This is a genomic window from Methylocystis sp. L43, from assembly GCF_015709525.1.
Classification (GTDB): domain Bacteria; phylum Pseudomonadota; class Alphaproteobacteria; order Rhizobiales; family Beijerinckiaceae; genus Methylocystis.
The window spans coordinates 7370-27475 of sequence record NZ_JADNRA010000010.1; the positions used below are offsets into that span (position 1 = coordinate 7370).

Consider the following 20106-nt stretch of genomic DNA (forward strand, 5'->3'; position numbering starts at 1 on the left):
CCCCCCCCCCCCCCGTTCCAACGATTCGGAACAGATGCGCGGCGCCGATCACTTCGGGCTTGAGGTGCAAATAATGGCCGTAGACCATGTAATGCCATGGCAAGCCGTGTGCACCGATGAGGACCTTGATCTTCGTCGATTTATCGACGTCGATTACATCCCATCCGAAAAATACCCGGGTGACTGAACAGAGCCAATAGTCCGGCCCCGCTTCGCCCGACGTCCATTTGGTGTCGCATTTGCGGAAGTCGCAGGCTTCTGGATCGACATTCTCCAGAAAGGCCTTCATCGCGGATGTGACAAACCAGAGACCGTCCTGACTCTCAACGTCTCGCGCCGGCCGGCCGAATTTCTTGTCGAACAAAAGCAGCGGCCGCTCGCGATAGTCTGGAAGGCGCCAGGGATGACGCGGCAGCCGCGCATAACCATCCGGCCAGCCAGGCTCGGCAAGAAGCGAACCGCATTCCTGCAGCTGAGCTTCATTCGCAAGCTCAAAGAAAGGCGGCCGCACATTAAGCGCCGCGTTGAATTCGTAATATTGAGCGCCTTCGTTTTTTTTCCGCGCATGCGCCGAGTCTCCGCCGGAACTTCAGCCGCCGCCTGCGTCATTGCGCCCGCCGCTCCCCTGAAATCTTAGGCCGCTCGTTCCCGCTCAGGCCTTCGGCCTGTCGAGAATGACACGATAATGCGAGTCGTCATTGCGCGCCGCAGCAATCCGTCGTCGCGCCGTTGCTCTGGAGTGCTTCGCCGCGCTCCTCGCAATATGGCGCCCGCCATCATCGAAAATCGACCAAACAATTGAAAAGCGCTCATAACCATTCATTCAACCAATTGGTTGACATTCGCGACTGAGCCGATATATTCAACCCTATGGTTGAATTAGAAGCCCCCCAGCTTGACGCCGTCTTTCACGCGCTCGGCGACGCCACGCGCCGGCGGATGCTTCGCGAACTCGCCAAGAGCGAACGAACCGTCGGCCAGCTTGCGGCGCCTTTCGCGATCTCGCTCGCTGCCGCCTCGAAGCACGTCAAGGCCCTTGAGAATGCAGGGCTGATCCGGCGCGAAGTGCGCGGCCGCGCCCATATCTGCCGCCTCGCTCCTGGTCCGCTCGCCGGCGCCCACGAGTGGCTGAGTTTCTACGCGCGCTTTTGGACAGACCGTCTGGATGCGCTCGAAGGGCTCCTCCTGACGGAGGACAAACGCCGTTCCGACGCCTGCAAAGGAGACGACTCATGACTGACCTCGCAACGCCAAATGCTTATGGCGCGCTTACCGAACCCGCCACCTTGACGATCGAGCGCCTTCCCCCCCGGCCCCATAGAGCGCGTATGGGCCTATCTCACGGAGAGCGAACTGCGCCGCAAATGGCTGGCGGCGGGGCCGATGGAGATGAAGGTCGGCGCGCCCTTCGAGTTCGTCTGGCGCAACGACGAACTGACCGATCCGCCTGGCCAGCGGCCGCCGGACTTTTGCGACGAGCACCGGATGCAAAGCCGCATCACCGAGGTCGATCCGCCCCGCAAGCTCGCCTTCTCATGGCAAGGCAGCGGCGACGTTTCTTTCGAGCTCGAGCCAAGGGGCGATCATGTGCTGCTGACCGTGATCCATCGACGTCTGCCCGACCGCGCAACCCTGTTGAAGGTCGGGGCCGGCTGGCACATGCACCTCGACATCCTGGTCGCCCGGGCGACTGGCAAGAAGCCTGCGCCATTCTGGGAAGGCTGGAGCCGCCTGCAGAAGGAATACGACAAGCGGATGCCTGCCTGACGGCGCGTCTTTAGGGTTGGCGACCGAAAGCGGTCGCCAATAAACCGCTTTGGCGGGAAACCGCGCTACCCCTGCGGCAGATCGAAGCGCTGGCAGCTGATCGCGCTCAACCGGCTGCGCGCGCGCTCCTGATCGGTCGGGCGCTTGGCCAAGGAGCGGATCAGAATGAAGCCACGCTTCGCCGGCGCCGTGAGCCGCACTTCCTGCGGCGGCGGGGCGTCGCCCTCATCGGCGCTCGTCAGCGCGTCGATCTGGCGCGCGTCGCCAACGACAATGTCGATCTTGCCTTTGATCGCAGAGCGGTCGGTCATCGAATGATAGATGCGGCCGGCGTTGGCGTGAAATGAAAGACCGAGAAAATCCTCGCCGTCGACGCTCGTCTTGACCCGCAGCGGACCCTTGGCGAGATCATAGACGCAGACCGCCTCGGCGAAGGCCGGGTCCTCGAAGGGCAACGTCTCGGCGCCGGGCGCCATTTGCGGCAGCATCACCAGGCCTTCCGCCGGCGCGGCGCTCTTCACATAAGACGCGAGTCGCGCGAGCGCGTCGTTCGGCGCCAAGGTCGGCATCAGCAGCACCGAAACGATATGCACGATCCCCGCGACGAGCAGCGTCGCGAACAGCCACGGCAAAAGGTCGAGATAGCGATCGGGAATGTTCAGGCGCATCCGAGTTTCACGATTTTTGGAAAGGAATCTGGATCTGGAGCCGACTCGATGTCGAGCGGCGTATCATAGAGCCGCAGCATGACGACGAAGCCCTTCGCCTCGCCCGGCGACAGCCAGTTGCCGGGCCGCGCCTCGCGCGCGACGTCGATCTCAAAGGCGCCGCCCTCCTTGCGCAGAACGTCGACCGAGGAATAGCCGTAGCGCTCGGTGGGATTGGCGAGCAGTCGGCCGTCGGGGCTCGCCAGCGCGATCGTCCAGAAACGCGCGGCCGGCAAGGGATCGATAATCCGATATTCGCATTCGGCGCTGAGCGGCGCGCCATTGGAGTCGGCGCGCGCGATGAAGGCCAGTCCTTGATCGCGGCCGAGCGGCGCTTCTCCAGAACGCGAGATGACCGCCCGCGCATAAGGGTCGATGTCGGCGCCGCCGATATGCGGCCACGCCTTCCAGGGGCCCGCGCGCAGAGAATTGAAGCCATAGCCGGCGTTGAGCGACAGAACGGTCACAAACAGGCCGATGCCGACTCCGGCGATCATCGCCGAGCCGGCGCGCAGATAATTTGCGTAAGGCTTGAGGTCCAAGGGTGCGCTCCCCGCCGCTAACGGATGACGCCATCGGCGCCGCTCGCGCGCTGCGCCTCGCGCCGCACGACGTCGGATGCGGCGGGGTCAGGCGCTTCGAGCGCGCTCTGCTTGTCGCCGCCGACCGCCTTGATCTTCATTTGAAGCGATTCGAGCGCCTGCATCGCGCCCTTGGACAGGGTCGCGGGACGCTGCGGCGCGCCAAGTTCGAGCGGCTTGACGACATTGGCGTTGGCGGCGGCTGTCGCGCCCTTGGGATCGGGCCTCAAGCCGACAATCGGCTTCAGGATCGCGCCCTGATGCGCATAGGCCATGATGTCGTGCCAGGTGCCTGCCGGCAGCGTGCCGCCGGTCATGTTGTTCATCGGCGCGTTGTCGTCATTGCCGTACCACACGCAGCCGCCCATCGTTCCGGTATAGCCGCAGAACCAGGCGTCCTTATAGCCATTTGTGGTGCCGGTCTTGCCGATGACGTCGATGCCCTCGCCGAGCTGCGCGCGCTTGCCGGTGCCTTCCTCGACGACCTTCTTCATCATGCCGGCGAGTTCGACGACCTTGTCGAGCGGCACCGCCTGCGTTTGCGGCGGCGCGTCGCGATCGTGGCGATAGAGCAGATCGCCCTGCCGATTGCGGATTTCGACGGCGGCGTAAGGCGTGACCTTCTTGCCGCCGTTGACGAAGGCCCCATAGCCCGCCGAATGTTCGAGCAGGATCACGTCGCTCTGGCCGACCGGAAGCGAGGGCGTGTCCTCGAGCGGCGTGGTGATGCCGAGCCGTCGGCAGGTTTCGATGATCTTGGCGCGGCCGATGCGCGAATCGCCCTTGCCGATCGCCTGCGACAGTTGAATGGCGACCGTGTTCAACGATTTCGCCAGGGCCATGGCGAGCGGCATGGAGCCGGCATAGCCGCCGCTGTAATTATGGACGCAGTAATTGCCGATGCAGGTCGGCCGGTCGGTGACGATGGTCGTCGGCTTGAAACGGCCGGTCATCAGCGCGGTGAGATAGACATAGGGCTTGAAGGAGGAGCCCGGCTGGCGCGCGGCGTCGGTCGCGCGATTGAACTGGCTTGCGCCATAATCCCGGCCGCCGACGATGGCGCGCACGGCGCCGTCCGGCTCCATGACGACCGCGGCGCTCTGCTTGACATGGAAGCTGCGGCCCTGCTCGCGCAAATTGGTTTCGATGACGTCTTCGGCGCGCTTCTGGACGTTGGAATCGAGCGTGGTGCGCACGCTGAGCACGCGATTGTCGCCGAGCTTGCCGTCCTGCGCGAACTTGCGGATTTCGCCATAGGCGTAATCGAGATACCAGTCGGGGCTCGTCTCGCGGGCGCGGTCGATCGGCGTCGCCGGACTGCGCTGCGCCGCGATGATCTGGCTATCGGTCATGAAGCCCGCGTCGACGAGATTGTTCAAGACGTCATTGGCGCGCGCGCGCGCCGCCGGCAGATTGACGTGCGGCGCGTATTTCGTCGGCGCCTTGAAGAGGCCCGCGAGCATCGCCGCCTCGGAGAGCGTGACGTCTTTGACCGACTTGCCGAAATAGAATTCGGCCGCCGCCTGAATGCCGAAAGCGCCGCCGCCCATATAGACGCGATCGAGATAGAGCTTGAGGATTTCGCGCTTGGTCAGATGATGCTCGAGCCACAGCGCCAGAAAGGCCTCATTGATCTTGCGGGTGATGGTGCGCTCATTCGACAGGAACAGATTTTTGGCGAGCTGCTGGCTGATGGAGGAGCCGCCCTGCACCACGCCTGATGACCGGGCGTTGACGGTGAGCGCCCGCAGCGTGCCGATCACGTCGATGCCGAAATGTTCGTAGAAGCGGCGGTCTTCCGTCGCCAGCACCGCCTTGATAAGATAATCTGGATATTGCTCGAGCGGCACGGCGTCGTCATGCTTGATGCCGCGCTGGCCGACTTCCGCGCCGTAGCGATCGAGGAAGGTGACCGCGAGATCGGTCTGCTTGAGCCAATTCTCGTCGCTGGTCATCTGGAAGGCCGACGACGCGAGCGCCATGGCGACGATGCCGGCGCCCAGGCCGAGCGTCAGCGCCTCGCAGGAGAGCTCCACGCCGACCCGGGCAAGGCCCGAGACGTGGAACCGCTCCATGAAGGTCGAAAAATCCTCATAGATCTCGCGGGTGCGCCGTCCGCTCTGGTACATGGCGGAATCGATGCGCGCGTCGATCGCGAGTAGGATGCGCCTCAAGCGCTTGGCGAAAGCAGAAGCCTGGAAACGCTCCAACACAGCTCAAATGCTCCCCGCGCCGATAAAACTTACCCGCGCTTTGTGGACATTAACACTTTTTCAACCATCTTGACGACAGTCCGCGCGACCCACACTGCGTTATGGTTTCTGTCGCGCAAAGCGCAAGTCGAAAGAGAAGGATGGCGTTAAAAAAAGGCGAAAATGCCCCAGATCACGCTGCAGGCGGCCGGAACCGCCCGAATCCGGAGAATGGGACCGGGTCCAGACACATAGAGCGCGCCGAAAAACCTCTTTCGCATTCGGTCGTCCAACAGCCCGAGACGCCGTTCTGGGAAAAGCCGCTTGCGGACCTCACCCGCGCCGAATGGGAACAGCTCTGCGACGGCTGCGGTCGCTGCTGTCTGGTGAAGCTCGAAGACGAGGACACGGGCGCGATCTATCACACGAGCGTCGCATGCAAATTGCTCGATCAGCAGAGCTGCCGCTGCGGCGACTATCCGCGACGCCGCCGCTACGTGCCGGACTGTGTGCGGCTCACGCTGGAGAAGCTTGCGGATATTCCCTGGCTGCCGCCGACCTGCGCCTATCTGCTGCGCTTTCGGGGCAAGCCGCTGCCGCCGTGGCACCCGCTGATCTCCGGCGATCCGGAAAGCGTCTCTCGCGCCGGCGTGTCGGCGCGCGGCCGGATCGAGGCCGGCGAGGACGACGTCGAAACCGACGATCTGCCGGATTTTATCCGGCTGTGGCCGAAACGCTGGCCGAAGAAGGCGCGGTGGTGAGCGACGCCTGAGATTTTTCTGCTTGTAGGTATTTATTCCTTGACAGCCGGACGATGGTCCTATACAAAAGCGCCATGCTCCAAAATTGCGCTTGAGCGACGCGAACGAGTTTACCGGCGCGGCGTCCTCTCCTCCCGTTCCCCCGCGCCCGCCTGGTCCCCTCGCGCTTGGAGACGCTTGCGTCTGGGCCGAGGGGATCTTTTTTGGAGAATTGCTGAAAACTGACTTCGTCAGACTCCCTGCTTGTCATTCCCTACGCGCGAAGCGCGATCGGGAGGGGACATCCAACACGCTCATTGTTACTCCGGATTCCCGATCAGGCCTGCGGCCTGTCGGGAATGACACGCGAGGCCACTTTAGCAAATCGCGCACTTAGCAAATCAACTCAGTTAGCAACTCCCGGAGACTCGCAGATGCGAGCCAAATCCGTCCCGCCCTGCGATGAAAAGATCGCGCAGGCGAAGCTTCTGTACGACTCGGGCGTCACGCCTATCGGCGAAATTCTCGACCTGCTCGGCATGACGCAGGCGCAGTTCTACACATACCGAGTCAACAACAATTGGCCGCTCCGCGCCTCCGCCTGCGCGCCGAAAAAGCCGCAAGAGGCTGCGCTCGCCGCAAAGAGGCCACGCGACGCGGGGCGACTCATCGCGCGGCTTGAAGACGCCGTCGAACAGGAATTCGCCCGCGCCGAAGCTGCGCTCGCCAAACATGCGCCCAAAACCATCGAGGCGAGCGCACGCACGCTCGCAAGCCTCGTCAAAACGCTCGCCGAATTGAAGCGCATGCGGCGTGAGAGCGAGGATAAGAAGAACGACGCAGACGATGACAGCGACCAATCCGTCGGAGACGCGAGCGAAGGAGGCGGCGACGCGCCGCCCCGCGAATTGGCCGAACTCCGCGCGGAGCTTGCTCGACGGCTTGAGCGCCTGCGCGGCGCAGGGCCGACTGAATGAGGCGCTCGACGGTCTGAGCGCGCGAGAACTGGCGCGGCTTCTCGACGAGTGGGAATTCATCGCGCGCCGCGATCAATGGCCGCCACATTTGGCCGCGAGCGGCGCGCCGTGGCGCACATGGCTGATCCTTGGCGGACGCGGCGCGGGCAAGACTCGCGCCGGCGCCGAATGGGTCAAAGCGCTGGCGCTCGGACGCGCGCAATTTTCGCTCCGCCCGCTCGGGCGCATCGCGCTTGTCGGCGAGACGGCGGCCGACGTGCGCGAAGTGATGGTCGAGGGCGTCTCCGGTCTTCTCGCCGTGCATGGGCCGCGCGAGCGGCCGCGCTGGGAGACGACGCGAAAGCGGCTCGTCTGGGACTCGGGCGCCGTGGCGCAGGCGTTTTCGGCGGAAGATCCGGAAAGCCTGCGCGGCCCGCAGTTTCACGCCGCCTGGTGCGACGAACTCGCCAAATGGCGCTACGCCAGGGAGACATGGGACATGCTGCAATTCGGCCTGCGTCTCGGCGACTGGCCGCGACAGCTCGTCACGACGACGCCGCGTCCGTTGCCGCTCCTAAAAGAGCTGATCGCGCATCCGACGAGCGTCGTGACCCGCGCCTTGACGCGCGAGAACGCCGCCAATCTTGCGCCGTCGTTTCTGGAAAGCGTCGTCGCGCAATATGCCGGCACGCGATTGGGGCGTCAGGAGCTCGATGGCGAGATGCTCGACGAGCGCAAGGACGCGTTGTGGACGCGCGACATGCTGGAGCGCGCCCGCGTCCATGAGGCGCCGCCCTTGAGGCGCATCGTCGTCGCCGTCGATCCGCCGGCGAGCTCGGGCAAGCGCGCCGACAATTGCGGGATCGTGGCGGCGGGAGTTGAACAGGCAGGAACGCTCTACGTTCTCGCCGACGCGACATTGTCGGCGGCGCGGCCGGCGCAGTGGGCGCGCGCGGCGATCGCGCTCTATCACAGGCTTTCCGCCGACGCGCTTGTCGCCGAAGTCAATCAGGGCGGCGAAATGGTGCGCGCCGTGCTCAACGAAGCCGATCCGTCGGCGCCGGTGACGATGGCGCGCGCGACGCGCGGCAAATATTTGCGCGCGGCGCCGGTCGCGCAGCTTTACGAACAGGGCCGCGTCAAACATGTCGGCGCCTTTCCGGCGCTCGAAGACGAGATGTGCGATTTCGGCGCCGACGGGCTTTCGTCGGGGCGCAGTCCCGATCGACTCGACGCGCTGGTCTGGGCGATCACGGCTTTGGCGCTGACGCCGAAAGCGCCCGAGCCGCGGATGCGGCGGGTGTGAAGGGGCGCATCCCTACCCTCCCCTTGACGGGGAGGGTCGCGACGAAGTCGCGGGGTGGGGTGAGTTCCTTATCGTTTCCTTTGTCCACCCCACCCCGAACCGCTTCGCGGTTCGACCCTCCCCATCAAGGGGAGGGTGTGGCGCCTCTTTACGCTTCTCTCAAGGGATCATCGATGCCCTCTCTGCTCTCGCGCCTCATCGGCGCGGTCGCGCCGCCGCGCGAAACCAAATATTCGCGCGCGGCGAAACTCCTCGCCATGCATGCGCTCGGACAGCCGCATTGGAGCGCGCGCAATTCGACGGTGCTGACGCGCGAAGGCTATGAGCGCAACGCCGTCTGTCATCGCTGCGTGCGCATGGTGGCGGAAGCCGCCGCTTCCGTCCCCTGGCTTATCTATGAGGGCCGCGAGGAGGCGATCGACCATCCGCTGATCTCTCTCATCGAGCGGCCCAATCCGCTCGACACCAGCGCCTCCTTCATCGAGGCGATCTGCGCCAATCTTCTGCTTTACGGCAACGCCTATGTCGAATCCGTCTTAATCGACGAGGAGCTGCGCGAACTCTACGCGCTGCGGCCCGACCGCATGAGCATTGAGGCGGGGCGCAACGGCTGGCCCGCGGCTTTCATCTATCGCGCGCTGGGACAGGAAGCGCGCTACGAGATGCGCGGCGAAGGGATCGAGCCGATCCTGCACATCAAATTCTTCAACCCGCTCGACGATTATTACGGCTTTCCGCCGCTCGCCGCCGCGCAGGTGGCGCTCGACACGCATAACGCCGCGAGTTTCTGGAACAAGGCGCTGCTCGACAATTCCGCGCGCCCTTCCGGCGCCCTCGTCTATGCGGGGCCGGAAGGCGCGCATCTGACCGACGAGCAATTCTCGCGCTTAAAGGAAGAGCTGGAGGAGAATTTCTCCGGCGCGACCAACGCCGGAAGGCCGCTGCTGCTCGAAGGCGGGCTCGACTGGAAAGCGCTGTCGCTGTCGCCAAAGGACATGGATTTCACCGAGTCGAAAGCAGGCGCGGCGCGCGAGATCGCGCTCGCCTTCGGCGTGCCGCCGCTGCTGTTGGGCCTGCCCGGCGACAACACCTTCAGCAATTACGCCGAGGCCAATCGCGCCTTCTGGCGCCAGACCGTGCTGCCGCTCGTCGCACGCGTGCAGAAGAGCTTTCATGCCTGGCTGCGGCCGGGCTTTGGTTCCTTTCGCCTCGACTATAACGCCGATCGTCTCGAAGCCTTGGCGAGCGAACGCGCCGCCGAATGGGAGCGCGTCGGCAAGGCCGCTTTCCTCACGCTCGACGAGCAGCGCGAGGCATTGGGCTATGGCCCGGCGCCGAAAGAGGCGCTCGTCGCCAAACGCGATGTCGGTCTGGAGCGCCGCTATAGCCCGGAACAGCCGCGCGTCCCGGCGGGAAATTCCGGCGGCGGGCAATGGACGAGCGGCGGTGGCGGCGGAGATTCGGGAGGCGGGTTTAGCGGCGCGCGAGATGTGGGGGGCCGCGTCCAGACTGCGCAGAACACGAATCCAAATGTCGCGAGCGATGCGGACAACCCCCTCACGCGCGTGCAAAGCCGGCGCGTTGCGGGTGGAGAGAATGTCGCCTTCAATCGAGATCATGAACTCAACCGCGGAATTGAATCTCAGGTTCATCAGGTACAGAACAGACGATACGATGTCGAACTTGCTGAAGAAGAGCACGGTCCTCATGATGGCCACACGATCCGCGATCACGTAGGCAAAAGCGACGAAAATCTGAAAGAGCGCAGCGCAAGAACACGAACGCGCGTCGGCCCTTTAGGATTTTGGAAACGACGTATAGGAACATTTCCTTCCGTGATCGCGGCGAACAAATTGGTAAATTCTACGCTTTCACAGAGTCCTGCACTCATAGAGGAAGTGGCTTCCGGACGAGTGAGCGCCGCGACACTGGAAGCTTGGTTCTTGACGCCTACGGGTAAGGAAGCATACGCGCCCAAATTCAATTCCAACGCCATCATCCGCGATACGTTTGGCGTCCGAGTCCTAATCGCCCACGTAGCAGGGTCTAAAAGGGGATTTAAGGTTTTCACTGCTTTCCCGATTAACGACGACTGAGACTACGTGAGGCATAGCATGACTCTACCAGCGCCCTTTCGAAGATTCACTTCTTTTTTCCATCAGGATATCGACATTGCTTATAAGTCCCCCGAGGCATTGGTTGACGAAGCGCTACGAGACTTCACGCCGCAAGAGCGTCAAGCTCTCAAGGATTACATGAAAGAGCTGACCGACGGCAGATATGACGAAATGCAGCTGAGAGAAATCTGGCTGAAGAGCAGGGCTGAGGTAGTGCCTTTATGGGATGAAGAGGGGAACTGCACAGAGTTTCTAAAATACTTGCGTGAATTGGTCGAGAAGGACGTTCCGCCAGAAACATAGCTTCGATAGGGAATTACGGCAGGAATCGCTCGCCTTCGGCGTGCCGCCGCTGCTGCTGGGCCTACCCGGCGACAATACGTTCAGCAATTACGCCGAGGCCAATCGCGCCTTCTGGCGCCAGACCGTGCTGCCCGCTTGTCGCGCGCGTGCAGAAGAGCTTTCAGGCCTGGCTGCAGCCGGGCTTCGGACCTTTTCGCCTCGACTATACTGAAGAAGAGCGCGGTCTTCATGATGGCCACACGATCCGCGATCACGTAGGGAAGAGCGACGAAAATCTTAAACAACGTAGCGCAAGAACACGAACCAGCGTCGGCCCTATAGGATTTTGGAAACCGCGCATAGGATCGTTTCACTCGCTGAGTGCGGCAAATAGATTGGTGAACTCGGCGCTTTCTCAAAACGCGGCTCTTGTTGAAGAGGTCGTAAAAGGGGGTAGGGAAGCTGCAATTCTGGAGGCTTGGTTTGATACGCCCACGGGAAAGGAAGCTTTCGCGCCGAAGTTTAATTCCTCGACCACCATTCGTGAAACTTTTGGAGTACGCATTCTCATCAGACATGATGGAGCATCGCCGCGAGGTTTTCGGATCTTCACCGCTTTCCCCATAAATCGAGACTGAGGCCGCACCCATGAAGCTTCCCGAAGTTTTTCAAGGGCTGACACTGTTTTTTCACCAAGACATCGACACAGCGTACAAAAATCTTGAAGAACTGGTGCACTTGGCCCTCTTCTCATACTCGCCGGCAGAGCGACAGGCTCTCAAGGATTATATGAAAGAGCTGACAGACGGCAGATATGACGAAACGCAGCTGAGAGAAATCTGGCTAAAGAGCAAGGCTGAGGTGCTGCCTTTTTGGGGAGATGAGGGAAGCTGTACCGAGTGCCTGATTTATCTACTTAAACTGATCGAAGAGGATGTTCCGCCGAACAGGCCGGGATGATACTTTCGTAGCCTGCGACTCGTTGCGATAAATCGCTCAGCTTTTCCTCTCGCAGATAGGGCCCTTCGGGCGCCCTCGTCTATGCGGGGCCGGAAGGCGCGCATCTCACCGACGAGCAGTTCTCGAGGCTGAAAGAAGAGCTGGAGGAAAATTTCTCCGGCGCGACCAACGCCGGAAGGCCGCTGCTGCTCGAAGGCGGGCTCGACTGGAAGGCGCTGTCGCTTTCGCCAAAGGACATGGATTTTACCGAGTCTAAGGCGGGCGCGGCGCGCGAGATCGCGCTCGCCTTCGGCGTGCCGCCGCTGCTGTTGGGCCTGCCCGGCGACAACACCTTCAGCAATTACGCCGAGGCCAATCGCGCCTTCTGGCGCCAGACCGTGCTGCCGCTCGTCGCACGCGTGCAGAAGAGCTTTCATGCCTGGCTGCAGCCGGGGTTCGCGTCGGGAATGACTGACGAACGCGCCGCCGGCCGGAAATACGAAACCACCCATGTCCGACATTCTGAACGCCATCTTGGAGCGCGGCGATCTCGCGCATCTTGCGCTGTTTCTGTGGGCCTGCGCCGCCTCCGCGCAAGCCTATCTCGCCATGCGCGAACTCGGCGAGGCGACGCGCCGCCTTGACGCCTTCGTGCGCGAGCTCGCGCGCTTCAACCGCCGTTGCAGGAGCGATCCATGAGTCAGAACAATTGGCTGCCGCATTTCTTCAAGCGTCCGCGCGCGCGCCATACGCGCAGGCGGGACGATCCTTCCGCCGTCTTCAAGACCTTCGTCGAATTGCTGGCGCAGTTGCGCGCCGACGCCCGCGCGGCGAGCCATACGCCAATTAATGCTCAGGCGGAGAAAAGCTGATGACGGCGCTGCAAAAAACGACGCCGAGCGCGGGCGCGCCGGAAATCAAGCGCGCCGAACTGCCGCTGTTGCGGTCGAATGAGGCCGGCGCCTTCTCGGGTTACGCCAGTCTCTTCGGCGTGGTTGATTCAGGCGGCGACATGGTGATGACCGGCGCCTTCGCGCGCTCGCTCATTAAGCGCGGCGCGCCGGGCGTGAAAATGCTGTGGCAGCATAACGCGGCCGAGCCGATCGGGCTTTGGACCTCGATCGTCGAAGATGCGCGCGGCCTCAAGGTCGAAGGCCGCCTGGATTTGTCGGTGGCGCGGGCGCGCGAGGCGCTGTCGCTGATGCGCAAGGGCGCGATCGACGGCCTCTCCATCGGCTTTCGCACGCGGCGCGCCACGACGGACAAATCAAGCGGCGTACGCCGCCTGCACGAAATCGATCTGTGGGAGATCTCTATCGTCACCTTTCCAATGCTGCCGCAGGCGCGCATCGGCGCGGTGAAGCAAAGTCGCAGCGGCGCATCCCGCATGGAGGCGTTCGGCGTAAGACTCGCGCGGCTCAAGGCGCAACATGCGGCGCTTGAATTTTCCAACGCGCTGCGCCGGCTGTCTGGGTCATTCTGACCAGGCGGATCGATCTATTGCATTGATCCGCGCTCTTGCCGTCGAGCGCAAACGCTACTTTCGAGACGGTCTTTCCTAAGCGCGCCAACTTCACTCGGCGGCGACAGCCGCCGGGCGCTTTTCCGCGCGCCCGCTCAAACACGAGGCTCTATACATGTCAGCAGTTGAAACCAAAACCGCCGGCGACGACATTCTCGCCGATCTCAATCGCGCCTTCAGCGCCTTCAAGGAGACGAACGACGAGCGTCTGACGCAGCTCGAGGGCCGCCTCGGCGCCGACGTCGTGACCGAAGAGAAGCTCGCGCGCATCGACCACGCGCTCGACGACACGAAGAGCCGGCTCGATCGCCTGGCGCTCGAAATGTCGCGGCCGCGTATTGGCGGCAAGCTCGTCGACGACCACAGCGGGCGCGAGCACAAGAGCGCCTTCAATCACTACATGCGCTCGGGCGAAGCGAGCGGCCTCAAGGCGCTCGAAGCCAAGGCGCTGTCGCGCGGGTCGGGCGCTGACGGCGGCTATCTCGTGCCGCTTCCAACCGAGCGGGAGGTTCTGCGAAGACTCGCGAAGTTCTCGCCGATCCGCGCCATCTCCAGCGTGCGCGAAATCTCCGGCGCGTCGCTGCGCCGCGCCTACTCAACGACGGGACCGGCCGCCGGATGGGTCGCCGAAGCCGATCCGCGCCCGCAGACCAACAATCAGCAGCTCGCCGATATGACCTTCCCGGCGATGGAGCTTTACGCCATGCCGGCGGCGACGCAGGCGCTGCTCGACGACGCCGTCGTCGATATCGAGCAATGGATCGCCGAGGAGGTGCAAACCGCCTTCGCCGAACAGGAAGGCGCGGCCTTCGTCAGCGGCGACGGCGTCAATAAGCCGAAGGGCTTTCTCTCCTATACAAGCGTCGCCGATGCGAGCTGGACCTGGGGCAACATCGGCTATGTGGCGACGGGCGCCGCCGGCGCTTTCGCGGCGAGCGATCCTTCCGACGCGCTGGTCAATCTCGTCTATGCGCTGCGCGCCGGCTTCCGCCAGAACGGCAAATTCGTCATGGGGCGGCGCGCGCAGTCGCTCGTGCGCCAGTTCAAGACGACGACAGGCGACTACATCTGGGCGCCACCCGCAACCGCCGACGCCGGCGCCTCCCTGATGAACTTCCCCGTCATCGAAGCCGAGGACATGCCGGACCCCGCCGCGAATTCTCTCTCCATCGCCTTCGGCGATTTCGAGCGCGGCTATGTGGTGGTGGACCGCGTCGGCATTCGCGTGCTGCGCGATCCCTACTCAGCCAAGCCCTATGTGCTCTTCTACACGACGAAGCGCGTTGGCGGCGGCGTGCAGAATTTCGAGGCGATCAAGCTGTTGAAATTCGCCGCATCCTAATCGGCCCGCCCCATTGAGGCCGCGACGAGAAACGTCGCGGCCTTCTGCTCACCACAACCTAGGACGCGCGATGCGACCGATGCTCATCGGCGCGCCGGCGATCGAGCCTGTCTCGCTCGCCGACGCAAAATCATGGCTGCGTGAAGACGGCGTCGAAGAGGATGAATTGATCCAGGCGCTGATCGTCGCCGCGCGCATGACGCTCGAAGCCTATACGCGGCGGTTCTTCGTCACGCAAAGCTGGCGCCTGGTTTTCGACTGTTGGCCCGCTTCGGTCGCCTCTAACGCGACGCTCCGCATTCCCTTCGCGCCATTTCAGTCGGTGACGGCGATCCGCGTGTTCGACGCAAGCGACGCGCCGCAGACGCTCAATGCCGCGACCTATCGCGCGCCAAACTCGACCGAGGGCGGCCGCATCAGCTTCACGTCCGCGCCGCCAGCGCCCGGACGCGCGAGGGATGGAATCGAGATCGACTTCACCGTCGGCTATGGCGCCCTCGCGAGCGACGCGCCGCAGCCGCTGCGCCAGGCGATTTTGACGCTCGTCGCGCATTGGCGCGAACATCGCGGCGATAGCAACGACGACGCTTTGCCGAGAACGGTCGCGCAGCTCGCGGCGCCATTTCGACGGGAGCGGCTGCTGTGAGCGGCCTCCCCATCGGCGCGCTGCGCCATCGCGTGACGCTCGAGGCGCCCATCGACGCGCCCGACGGCGCTGGCGGCTTTTCGCGCAGCTTTACGCCGGTCGCGAATCTTTGGGCGCGCATCGCGCCTTCCGGCGTTCGCGAAGATTTCGTCGAGCACCGCGCCGAGCAGGCCACGACCCTCATCGTGACGATCCGCTGGCGTAACGACGTCACAAAGGACATGCGCTTTGTCTATCGCGGTCGCAAGCTTCGCATCCAATCGGCTCTCGACCCCGACGAGCGTCGGCGACTTCTGATCTGCGCGTGCGAAGAGATCACTTAAAGGACTCGCCATGAGCGCTTCACCGGTCATCGCGCTTCGCAAAGCGATCCGCGCCTATCTGCTCGCGGATGCAGGCTTCGCCGCCGCGTTCGGCCAAAAGCTTTACGACGAGGCGCCGCACGGAACCGAACCGCCCTATGCGCTATTTGCCGAAGCGCAGCTGCGCGACTGGTCCGCCGATATCTCGCCGGGCGCGGAGCAGCTCTTTACGATCGGCGTCACGTCGACGATGCGGGGGCTAAGCGAATCGCTCGAACTTGCCCAGCGCATCGCCGATCTCCTCGATGAGGCGCCGCTCAGTCTTGAGGGACATCAGCTGATCGACTTGCGCTTCCTCTCCATGGAGACGCGTCGCGAGCAAAGCGGCCGCTTCGCAAGGGTCAATCTGCGCTTTCGCGCCACCACCGAATATCTTTAACGGAGCTCAATGATGGCCGCCCAGAAAGGCAAGGATCTGCTCTTGAAAATTCATGACGGCGCGAGCTTCATCACGGTGGGCGGACTGCGCACGCGCCGCCTCGCGCTGAACGCCGACACGGTCGATGTGACCGACGCCGAGTCGAGCGGCCGCTGGCGCGAACTGCTCGACGGCGGAGGACTGAGGCGCGCAAGCGTCTCCGGAACAGGCGTGTTCAAAGACCAGTCGTCGGATGCGCTCCTGCGGCAGACCTTCTTCGACGGGCTGCTGCGCGAATGGCAGATTGTCATTCCCGACTTCGGCTTACTTTCGGGCCTGTTCCAGATCGCCAATCTCGACTACCGCGGCGAATATGCGGCCGAGGTGACTTTCGATATTTCGCTTGAATCGGCGGGCGCGCTCGCCTTCGCGGCGCTGTGAGGTTTGAACGGCTGAACTGTCATTCCCGAATTCCAGATGGACCAGCGCATTTCATGTGAGGACGTAATGGCGAATAGGAAGCGCGGCGAGATCGAGGCGACGATCGATGGCAAAAGCTACACGCTCTGCCTGACGCTCGGCGCGCTCGCCGAACTCGAAAGCGGCTTTGGCGTAAACGACCTTGTCGGGCTCGCGAGCCGCTTCGAGGAGCGACGGCTTTCCGCACGCGACATACTGCGCATCATCGGCTGCGGGCTGCGCGGCGCGGGCAACGACATGACTGATGAGGACGTCGCCAGAATGAAAGTTTCGGAGGGGCTTGCAGGCTATGTGCGCATCGCGGCCGATCTCCTCGCCGCGACCTTCGGCGATGCGCCGGAGCAAAGCGCCGACGCAAACCCTCCGACGCCGCAGGACGCTTGAGGCAAGCGAAAGAAGCAGCGCGCGACGCCTCCCATCGCGCGCCCTTTCCCTTCGCGCGCGCCATGGCCTTCGGGCTCGGCGTCCTGCGGCTCCCGTCGCGCGATTTCTGGTCGATGACGCCGCGCGAACTTTTTTGCGCGGCGGAGGGCGTCTATGGCGTCGCGCCGGGGGCGCCGTCGCGCGCCGTGCTTGAAGACATGATGCGCCAATTTCCCGATTCTCAAGGATCGACATGATGACAGATTTCGACGCCTTTCCCGATCCTTTCAACGCGCCCGGGGCGAATGACCGTATCGCGACAACTAACCTGCAAGCAACGAAACTACTGCTCGATCAGATCAACGTCTCGGCAGGAAATGTCACGAAGACGCTTCACCTGGGTTTCGGCTCGGCGGCGGCGAGCGGCCGTAGCTTCAACGACGTGCTCTCGACGATCGCACAGTCGCTGACGCGCATGGCCTTGCGCACGGGAACCAAGGCGCTCGCCGAAGGACTGGTGAGCGGATTGAGCGGCATGTTTTCCGGCGCCTTCGGCGGCGCCGGGACCGTTGCGCCTTTCGCGCAGGGCGGGGTCGTCGCAAGTCCAACTTATTTTGCGAGCGGCGGCGCGATGGGGCTGATGGGCGAGCGCGGCGCTGAGGCGATCATGCCGCTCGCGCGCGGCGCGGATGGCCGGCTCGGCGTCGTCGCGCAGGGCGCCGCCGCGCGTCCGGTTGCGGTCACGGTCAACATCGCTGCGCAGGATATCGAGAGCTTCCGCCGTTCGGAGGCGCAAATCACGGGCGCCCTGGCGCGGGCTGTCGCGCGCGGCCAGCGCAACCTCTAAGCAGGCAGCCGGCATGAGCGATTTTCACGAGATCCGCTTCCCGCTCGATGTCTCGCTGGGGGGGCGCGGCGGACCGGAGCGGCGCACAGAGATCGTGACGCTCGGCTCCAATCGCGAGGCGCGCAACGCCCGCTGGGCGCATTCGCGGCGCCGCTACGAAGCTGGCTACGGCGTCAAGAGTCTCACGCAGCTTTCGCAGATCATCGAATTCTTCGAAGAGCGGCGCGGCCGGCTTTATGGCTTTCGCTGGCGCGATCGCGCCGACTGCGCCTCCTGTGCGCCGGGCGCGACTCCGAGCCCAACGGATCAAACAATAGGAATGGGAGATGGCGCGCGCGCCACATTCCAGCTTGTGAAGACGTACGGCGGCGCCTTTTCCGCTTATGCGCGCGACATCGTAAAGCCTGTCGCCGGAACGGCGCGCGTCGCGGTCGATGGCGTCGAGAAGTTGACGCCGGATGTGAGCGTCGACGTCACCATAGGAATCGTGACCTTCGCGCCGGGCGCGATACCCTCGGCGGGAGCAATCGTCACGGCCGGCTTTCTCTTCGACGTGCCGGTGCGCTTCGATACGGATTTTCTCGAAATCGACATGCACGCCTTCGAGGCCGGGGCGATTCCGCATATTCCGATCGTCGAAATCGTTCCGTAGCTCCGTCATTGCGAGGAGAAGCCGACGAAGCAATCCACAGATCGCGGACCGTGCTCTGGATTGCTTCGCCTTCGGCTCGCAATGACGCCGAAAGATCATACAAGAGCGGAATCCATCCATGCTCTCGCTCTCTCCTTCGATGCAGGCGAAGCTCGATCAGCGCGCCACCACACTCTGCCATTGTTGGCGCGTTGCGCGCAGCGACGCGACCGTGATGGGCTTCACCGATCATGATCGCGATCTGACTTTCAACGGCGTAGTCTTCCGCGCCAACACCGGTCTCTCCGCGTCGCAGCTCGAATCGAGCGTCGGCTTTGCGCCGGGAACGGGAGAAGCCGCCGGCGCCTTAAGCGACGAGAGCCTCACCGAGGCGGATCTGTTGAACGACCTCTATGACGGCGCCTCGGTCGAAACATGGCTCGTCGACTGGACGAACGTTACTGATCGCGCCTTGCTGGATATCGCGACGATCGGCGAGATACGCCGCGGCGAGAACGCTTTTTCTGCGGAGCTGCGCTCAAGCGCGCACCTTTTCGATCAGCAGCAGGGCCGCGCCTTTCAACGCAGCTGTTCGGCGGATCTCGGCGACACGCGCTGCGGTCTTGACGTCATGGCGCCTGGCTTTCACGCGACGGGCGTCGTCGCCGCCTTCGTCGGCGGCGCAATCGACGTCGATCTTTCGGAAAGTTTCGACAGCGGCTTTTTCACAGGCGGCGCGCTGACCTTTACGAGCGGCGCTAATGAAAACGCCCGCCAGACCGTCAAATCGCATCGGCAGGAAAATCTGCGCGCGAGCGTCACGCTATGGACGCCGCCGGGCGGCGCGATTGTGGCCGGGGACGCCGTTCTCATGACGGCGGGATGCGACAAGTCGCCGACGAGCTGCCGCGCCAAGTTTGACAACATCGTCAACTTCCGCGGGTTTCCGCATATGCCGGGCAATGATCGCGTCATCGCCTATCCGAGCGCGCTTGCGCCGGCGATGGACGGCGGGAGTTTTTTCAGATGACCCGCGCCGACATTGTCGCGGCGGCGCGGCGCTGGCGTGGCACGCCTTATGTGCATCAAGCCTCGCTCATCCATGTCGGCTGCGACTGCCTCGGGCTCGTGCGCGGCGTCTGGCGCGACATCATCGGCGACGAGCCGGAGGCGGCGCCCGCATATACGCCCGACTGGGCCGAAGCCTTGAACGCCGAGACATTGCTTGACGCCGCCCATCGGCATTTCAGAGTGGTGGCTTTAAGCGAGTTTCGTGAAGGCGACGTTCTGCTGTTTCGCTTTCGTGAACATCTCCCCGCGAAACATCTCGGCGTCGCAACATCGACGACGCATATGATTCACGCCCATGCCGGCGCCTGCGTCGCGGAGGTCGCGATCGGCTCGCATTGGCGCAAGACGCTTGTCGCCGCCTTCGCCTTTCCGGGCGTTGCTGACTGAATTCTTTCAATTTGTCATTCCCGGCAGGCCGAAGGCCTGACCGGGAATCCAGAGCCGACTCAGGAGTGCTGGATTTGCTCTGGATTCCTGTGTGTCTGTTTTGTGAGAGACTGAGAATGCGGACGGGAGATCGTTGGATTCCTGGTGTTGCCACCGTATCGGGCCTGATCCCCGTCCGCTTTTCGAAGTTCACCTGAACAGTTGCACGAGGCTGCGCCAACAGACCTCGCATCACAGGGACAGGCACGATGAGCATAACCCCTGTTTGCGTCGGAATCGACGTTTCCAAAGCCTATCTCGATATTTTTGATCCGTTGGCAGGCTATTTTCGGATCGAAAACACGATCAGCGCGGTCTCCGCCTTTGTCTCGACGCAGCTCGTCCAGGGGCGTTTCGTGGTGTTCGAGGCGACCGGCTGTTACGATCGCGTATTGCGTCTGGGTCTTGAAGCCGCCGGCGTGGCTCATGCGCGCGTCAATCCCGAACAGGCGCGCGATTTTGCGCGCGCTT

The 20106-nt window shown here is 63.3% G+C and carries 26 protein-coding genes and 5 pseudogenes; 27 read left to right on the forward strand and 4 right to left on the reverse strand.

Going from position 1 to position 20106, the window contains the following annotated elements; genetic code table 11:
- Positions 1 to 511, reverse strand: a 511-nt coding sequence (locus IYX23_RS00705) for a DUF1629 domain-containing protein (protein WP_196398811.1), incomplete at its 3' end; no start/stop codon positions are given.
- A 359-nt stretch (positions 512 to 870) separates the two neighbouring features.
- On the opposite strand from IYX23_RS00705, the gene IYX23_RS00710 reads away from it, so the two are divergent.
- Both IYX23_RS00710 and IYX23_RS00715 read left to right on the forward strand, forming a co-directional pair.
- Positions 871 to 1236 carry a metalloregulator ArsR/SmtB family transcription factor gene (locus tag IYX23_RS00710; protein WP_196391649.1) on the forward strand — a complete coding sequence of 122 codons (366 nt, stop codon included), beginning with the start codon at positions 871 to 873 and terminating at the stop codon, positions 1234 to 1236.
- Positions 1233 to 1767 (forward strand): annotated as a pseudogene (locus IYX23_RS00715) (SRPBCC family protein). Before IYX23_RS00710 ends, IYX23_RS00715 begins: the two are co-directional and overlap by 4 nt.
- A gap of 65 nt (positions 1768 to 1832) precedes the next feature.
- On the opposite strand, the gene IYX23_RS00720 reads toward IYX23_RS00715, so the two are convergent.
- Genes IYX23_RS00720 through IYX23_RS00730 form a run of 3 tightly spaced genes read right to left on the reverse strand, consistent with a single transcriptional unit; the run spans position 1833 to position 5268 of the window.
- On the reverse strand, positions 1833 to 2435 hold the full coding sequence (locus IYX23_RS00720; protein ID WP_196391650.1) for a hypothetical protein: 603 nt from the start codon (positions 2433 to 2435) through the stop codon (positions 1833 to 1835).
- The gene (locus tag IYX23_RS00725) at positions 2426 to 3016 is read right to left on the reverse strand and encodes a DUF1214 domain-containing protein (protein ID WP_196391651.1); all 591 of its coding nucleotides are present in this window, start codon (positions 3014 to 3016) and stop codon (positions 2426 to 2428) included. Before IYX23_RS00725 ends, IYX23_RS00720 begins: the two co-directional genes overlap by 10 nt.
- A 17-nt stretch (positions 3017 to 3033) precedes the next feature.
- Entirely contained in the window at positions 3034 to 5268 is a 2235-nt protein-coding gene (locus IYX23_RS00730) for a PBP1A family penicillin-binding protein (protein WP_196391652.1), read from the reverse strand.
- Between the two features lie 140 nt (positions 5269 to 5408).
- Here IYX23_RS00730 and IYX23_RS00735 point away from each other — a divergent pair, with 140 nt between their 5' ends.
- The 25 genes and pseudogenes from IYX23_RS00735 to IYX23_RS00845 form a co-directional block, all read left to right on the forward strand.
- On the forward strand, positions 5409 to 6008 hold the full coding sequence (locus IYX23_RS00735; RefSeq protein ID WP_196391653.1) for a YcgN family cysteine cluster protein: 600 nt from the start codon (positions 5409 to 5411) through the stop codon (positions 6006 to 6008).
- Positions 6009 to 6421: 413 nt separating this feature from the next.
- Positions 6422 to 6964: a hypothetical protein gene (locus IYX23_RS00740; protein ID WP_196391654.1), complete on the forward strand. Its 543-nt coding sequence runs from the start codon at positions 6422 to 6424 to the stop codon at positions 6962 to 6964.
- Positions 6918 to 8249 carry a terminase family protein gene (locus IYX23_RS00745; protein WP_196391655.1) on the forward strand — a complete coding sequence of 444 codons (1332 nt, stop codon included), beginning with the start codon at positions 6918 to 6920 and terminating at the stop codon, positions 8247 to 8249. Before IYX23_RS00740 ends, IYX23_RS00745 begins: the two co-directional genes overlap by 47 nt.
- A gap of 173 nt (positions 8250 to 8422) precedes the next feature.
- Positions 8423 to 9580: pseudogene (locus IYX23_RS20015) on the forward strand (phage portal protein); the annotation flags it as partial.
- 234 nt (positions 9581 to 9814) lie between these two features.
- Complete coding sequence (locus IYX23_RS20020) at positions 9815 to 10345, forward strand: RNase A-like domain-containing protein (protein ID WP_348643607.1); 531 nt, start codon at positions 9815 to 9817, stop codon at positions 10343 to 10345.
- Between the two features lie 18 nt (positions 10346 to 10363).
- Complete coding sequence (locus IYX23_RS00755; protein ID WP_196391657.1) at positions 10364 to 10669, forward strand: contact-dependent growth inhibition system immunity protein; 306 nt, start codon at positions 10364 to 10366, stop codon at positions 10667 to 10669.
- A 16-nt stretch (positions 10670 to 10685) separates the two neighbouring features.
- Positions 10686 to 10872, forward strand: a pseudogene (locus IYX23_RS00760) (phage portal protein); the annotation flags it as partial.
- A 39-nt stretch (positions 10873 to 10911) separates the two neighbouring features.
- Positions 10912 to 11286, forward strand: a complete 375-nt coding sequence (locus IYX23_RS19885) for an RNase A-like domain-containing protein (RefSeq protein WP_348643608.1) — start codon at positions 10912 to 10914, stop codon at positions 11284 to 11286.
- 10 nt (positions 11287 to 11296) lie between these two features.
- Positions 11297 to 11608 (forward strand): hypothetical protein, encoded by a 312-nt coding sequence (locus tag IYX23_RS00765; RefSeq protein WP_196391658.1) that lies wholly within the window; start codon positions 11297 to 11299, stop codon positions 11606 to 11608.
- 26 nt (positions 11609 to 11634) lie between these two features.
- Positions 11635 to 12021, forward strand: a pseudogene (locus IYX23_RS00770) (phage portal protein); the annotation flags it as partial.
- A gap of 76 nt (positions 12022 to 12097) precedes the next feature.
- Complete coding sequence (locus IYX23_RS00775; protein ID WP_196391659.1) at positions 12098 to 12286, forward strand: hypothetical protein; 189 nt, start codon at positions 12098 to 12100, stop codon at positions 12284 to 12286.
- Positions 12283 to 12459 (forward strand): histidine kinase, encoded by a 177-nt coding sequence (locus tag IYX23_RS00780; protein ID WP_196391660.1) that lies wholly within the window; start codon positions 12283 to 12285, stop codon positions 12457 to 12459. Before IYX23_RS00775 ends, IYX23_RS00780 begins: the two co-directional genes overlap by 4 nt.
- Positions 12459 to 13070, forward strand: coding sequence for an HK97 family phage prohead protease (locus tag IYX23_RS00785; protein ID WP_196391661.1), 612 nt, complete (start codon positions 12459 to 12461; stop codon positions 13068 to 13070). The genes IYX23_RS00780 and IYX23_RS00785 overlap by 1 nt, the downstream gene beginning before the upstream one ends.
- 154 nt (positions 13071 to 13224) lie before the next feature.
- Entirely contained in the window at positions 13225 to 14451 is a 1227-nt protein-coding gene (locus tag IYX23_RS00790; RefSeq protein WP_196391662.1) for a phage major capsid protein, read from the forward strand.
- 70 nt (positions 14452 to 14521) lie between these two features.
- Positions 14522 to 15097 carry a phage head-tail connector protein gene (locus IYX23_RS00795; protein ID WP_196391663.1) on the forward strand — a complete coding sequence of 192 codons (576 nt, stop codon included), beginning with the start codon at positions 14522 to 14524 and terminating at the stop codon, positions 15095 to 15097.
- Complete coding sequence (locus IYX23_RS00800) at positions 15094 to 15420, forward strand: phage head closure protein (RefSeq protein ID WP_196391664.1); 327 nt, start codon at positions 15094 to 15096, stop codon at positions 15418 to 15420. The genes IYX23_RS00795 and IYX23_RS00800 overlap by 4 nt, the downstream gene beginning before the upstream one ends.
- A 10-nt stretch (positions 15421 to 15430) precedes the next feature.
- The gene (locus IYX23_RS00805) at positions 15431 to 15838 is read left to right on the forward strand and encodes a DUF3168 domain-containing protein (protein WP_196391665.1); all 408 of its coding nucleotides are present in this window, start codon (positions 15431 to 15433) and stop codon (positions 15836 to 15838) included.
- Positions 15839 to 15850: 12 nt separating this feature from the next.
- Positions 15851 to 16258, forward strand: coding sequence for a phage major tail protein, TP901-1 family (locus IYX23_RS00810; RefSeq protein WP_196391666.1), 408 nt, complete (start codon positions 15851 to 15853; stop codon positions 16256 to 16258).
- 66 nt (positions 16259 to 16324) lie between these two features.
- The gene (locus IYX23_RS00815; RefSeq protein WP_196391667.1) at positions 16325 to 16681 is read left to right on the forward strand and encodes a gene transfer agent family protein; all 357 of its coding nucleotides are present in this window, start codon (positions 16325 to 16327) and stop codon (positions 16679 to 16681) included.
- Entirely contained in the window at positions 16678 to 16917 is a 240-nt protein-coding gene (locus IYX23_RS00820) for a rcc01693 family protein (RefSeq protein WP_281431762.1), read from the forward strand. Before IYX23_RS00815 ends, IYX23_RS00820 begins: the two co-directional genes overlap by 4 nt.
- Complete coding sequence (locus tag IYX23_RS00825; protein ID WP_196391668.1) at positions 16914 to 17507, forward strand: phage tail tape measure protein; 594 nt, start codon at positions 16914 to 16916, stop codon at positions 17505 to 17507. Before IYX23_RS00820 ends, IYX23_RS00825 begins: the two co-directional genes overlap by 4 nt.
- A gap of 13 nt (positions 17508 to 17520) precedes the next feature.
- Complete coding sequence (locus tag IYX23_RS00830) at positions 17521 to 18159, forward strand: DUF2460 domain-containing protein (RefSeq protein ID WP_196391669.1); 639 nt, start codon at positions 17521 to 17523, stop codon at positions 18157 to 18159.
- A 118-nt stretch (positions 18160 to 18277) separates the two neighbouring features.
- Positions 18278 to 19168, forward strand: a complete 891-nt coding sequence (locus tag IYX23_RS00835; protein WP_196391670.1) for a DUF2163 domain-containing protein — start codon at positions 18278 to 18280, stop codon at positions 19166 to 19168.
- Complete coding sequence (locus IYX23_RS00840) at positions 19165 to 19596, forward strand: NlpC/P60 family protein (RefSeq protein WP_196391671.1); 432 nt, start codon at positions 19165 to 19167, stop codon at positions 19594 to 19596. Before IYX23_RS00835 ends, IYX23_RS00840 begins: the two co-directional genes overlap by 4 nt.
- Positions 19597 to 19844: 248 nt before the next feature.
- Positions 19845 to 20106 (forward strand): annotated as a pseudogene (locus tag IYX23_RS00845) (IS110 family transposase); the annotation flags it as partial.

What these genes read in the sequence shown, in the direction of transcription:
- IYX23_RS00775 (WP_196391659.1), top strand. Translation starts at nt 12,098, where the DNA reads ATGTCCGACATTCTGAACGCCATCTTGGAGCGCGGCGATCTCGCGCAT.
- IYX23_RS00780 (WP_196391660.1), top strand. Translation starts at nt 12,283, where the DNA reads ATGAGTCAGAACAATTGGCTGCCGCATTTCTTCAAGCGTCCGCGCGCG.
- IYX23_RS00810 (WP_196391666.1), top strand. Translation starts at nt 15,851, where the DNA reads ATGGCCGCCCAGAAAGGCAAGGATCTGCTCTTGAAAATTCATGACGGC.
- IYX23_RS00825 (WP_196391668.1), top strand. Translation starts at nt 16,914, where the DNA reads ATGATGACAGATTTCGACGCCTTTCCCGATCCTTTCAACGCGCCCGGG.
- IYX23_RS00735 (WP_196391653.1), top strand. Translation starts at nt 5,409, where the DNA reads ATGGCGTTAAAAAAAGGCGAAAATGCCCCAGATCACGCTGCAGGCGGC.
- IYX23_RS00830 (WP_196391669.1), top strand. Translation starts at nt 17,521, where the DNA reads ATGAGCGATTTTCACGAGATCCGCTTCCCGCTCGATGTCTCGCTGGGG.
- IYX23_RS00720 (WP_196391650.1), bottom strand. Translation starts at nt 2,435, where the DNA reads ATGCGCCTGAACATTCCCGATCGCTATCTCGACCTTTTGCCGTGGCTG.
- IYX23_RS00805 (WP_196391665.1), top strand. Translation starts at nt 15,431, where the DNA reads ATGAGCGCTTCACCGGTCATCGCGCTTCGCAAAGCGATCCGCGCCTAT.
- IYX23_RS00710 (WP_196391649.1), top strand. Translation starts at nt 871, where the DNA reads ATGGTTGAATTAGAAGCCCCCCAGCTTGACGCCGTCTTTCACGCGCTC.
- IYX23_RS00795 (WP_196391663.1), top strand. Translation starts at nt 14,522, where the DNA reads ATGCGACCGATGCTCATCGGCGCGCCGGCGATCGAGCCTGTCTCGCTC.
- IYX23_RS00790 (WP_196391662.1), top strand. Translation starts at nt 13,225, where the DNA reads ATGTCAGCAGTTGAAACCAAAACCGCCGGCGACGACATTCTCGCCGAT.
- IYX23_RS00835 (WP_196391670.1), top strand. Translation starts at nt 18,278, where the DNA reads ATGCTCTCGCTCTCTCCTTCGATGCAGGCGAAGCTCGATCAGCGCGCC.
- IYX23_RS00840 (WP_196391671.1), top strand. Translation starts at nt 19,165, where the DNA reads ATGACCCGCGCCGACATTGTCGCGGCGGCGCGGCGCTGGCGTGGCACG.
- IYX23_RS00785 (WP_196391661.1), top strand. Translation starts at nt 12,459, where the DNA reads ATGACGGCGCTGCAAAAAACGACGCCGAGCGCGGGCGCGCCGGAAATC.
- IYX23_RS00740 (WP_196391654.1), top strand. Translation starts at nt 6,422, where the DNA reads ATGCGAGCCAAATCCGTCCCGCCCTGCGATGAAAAGATCGCGCAGGCG.
- IYX23_RS00815 (WP_196391667.1), top strand. Translation starts at nt 16,325, where the DNA reads ATGGCGAATAGGAAGCGCGGCGAGATCGAGGCGACGATCGATGGCAAA.
- IYX23_RS00755 (WP_196391657.1), top strand. Translation starts at nt 10,364, where the DNA reads ATGACTCTACCAGCGCCCTTTCGAAGATTCACTTCTTTTTTCCATCAG.
- IYX23_RS00765 (WP_196391658.1), top strand. Translation starts at nt 11,297, where the DNA reads ATGAAGCTTCCCGAAGTTTTTCAAGGGCTGACACTGTTTTTTCACCAA.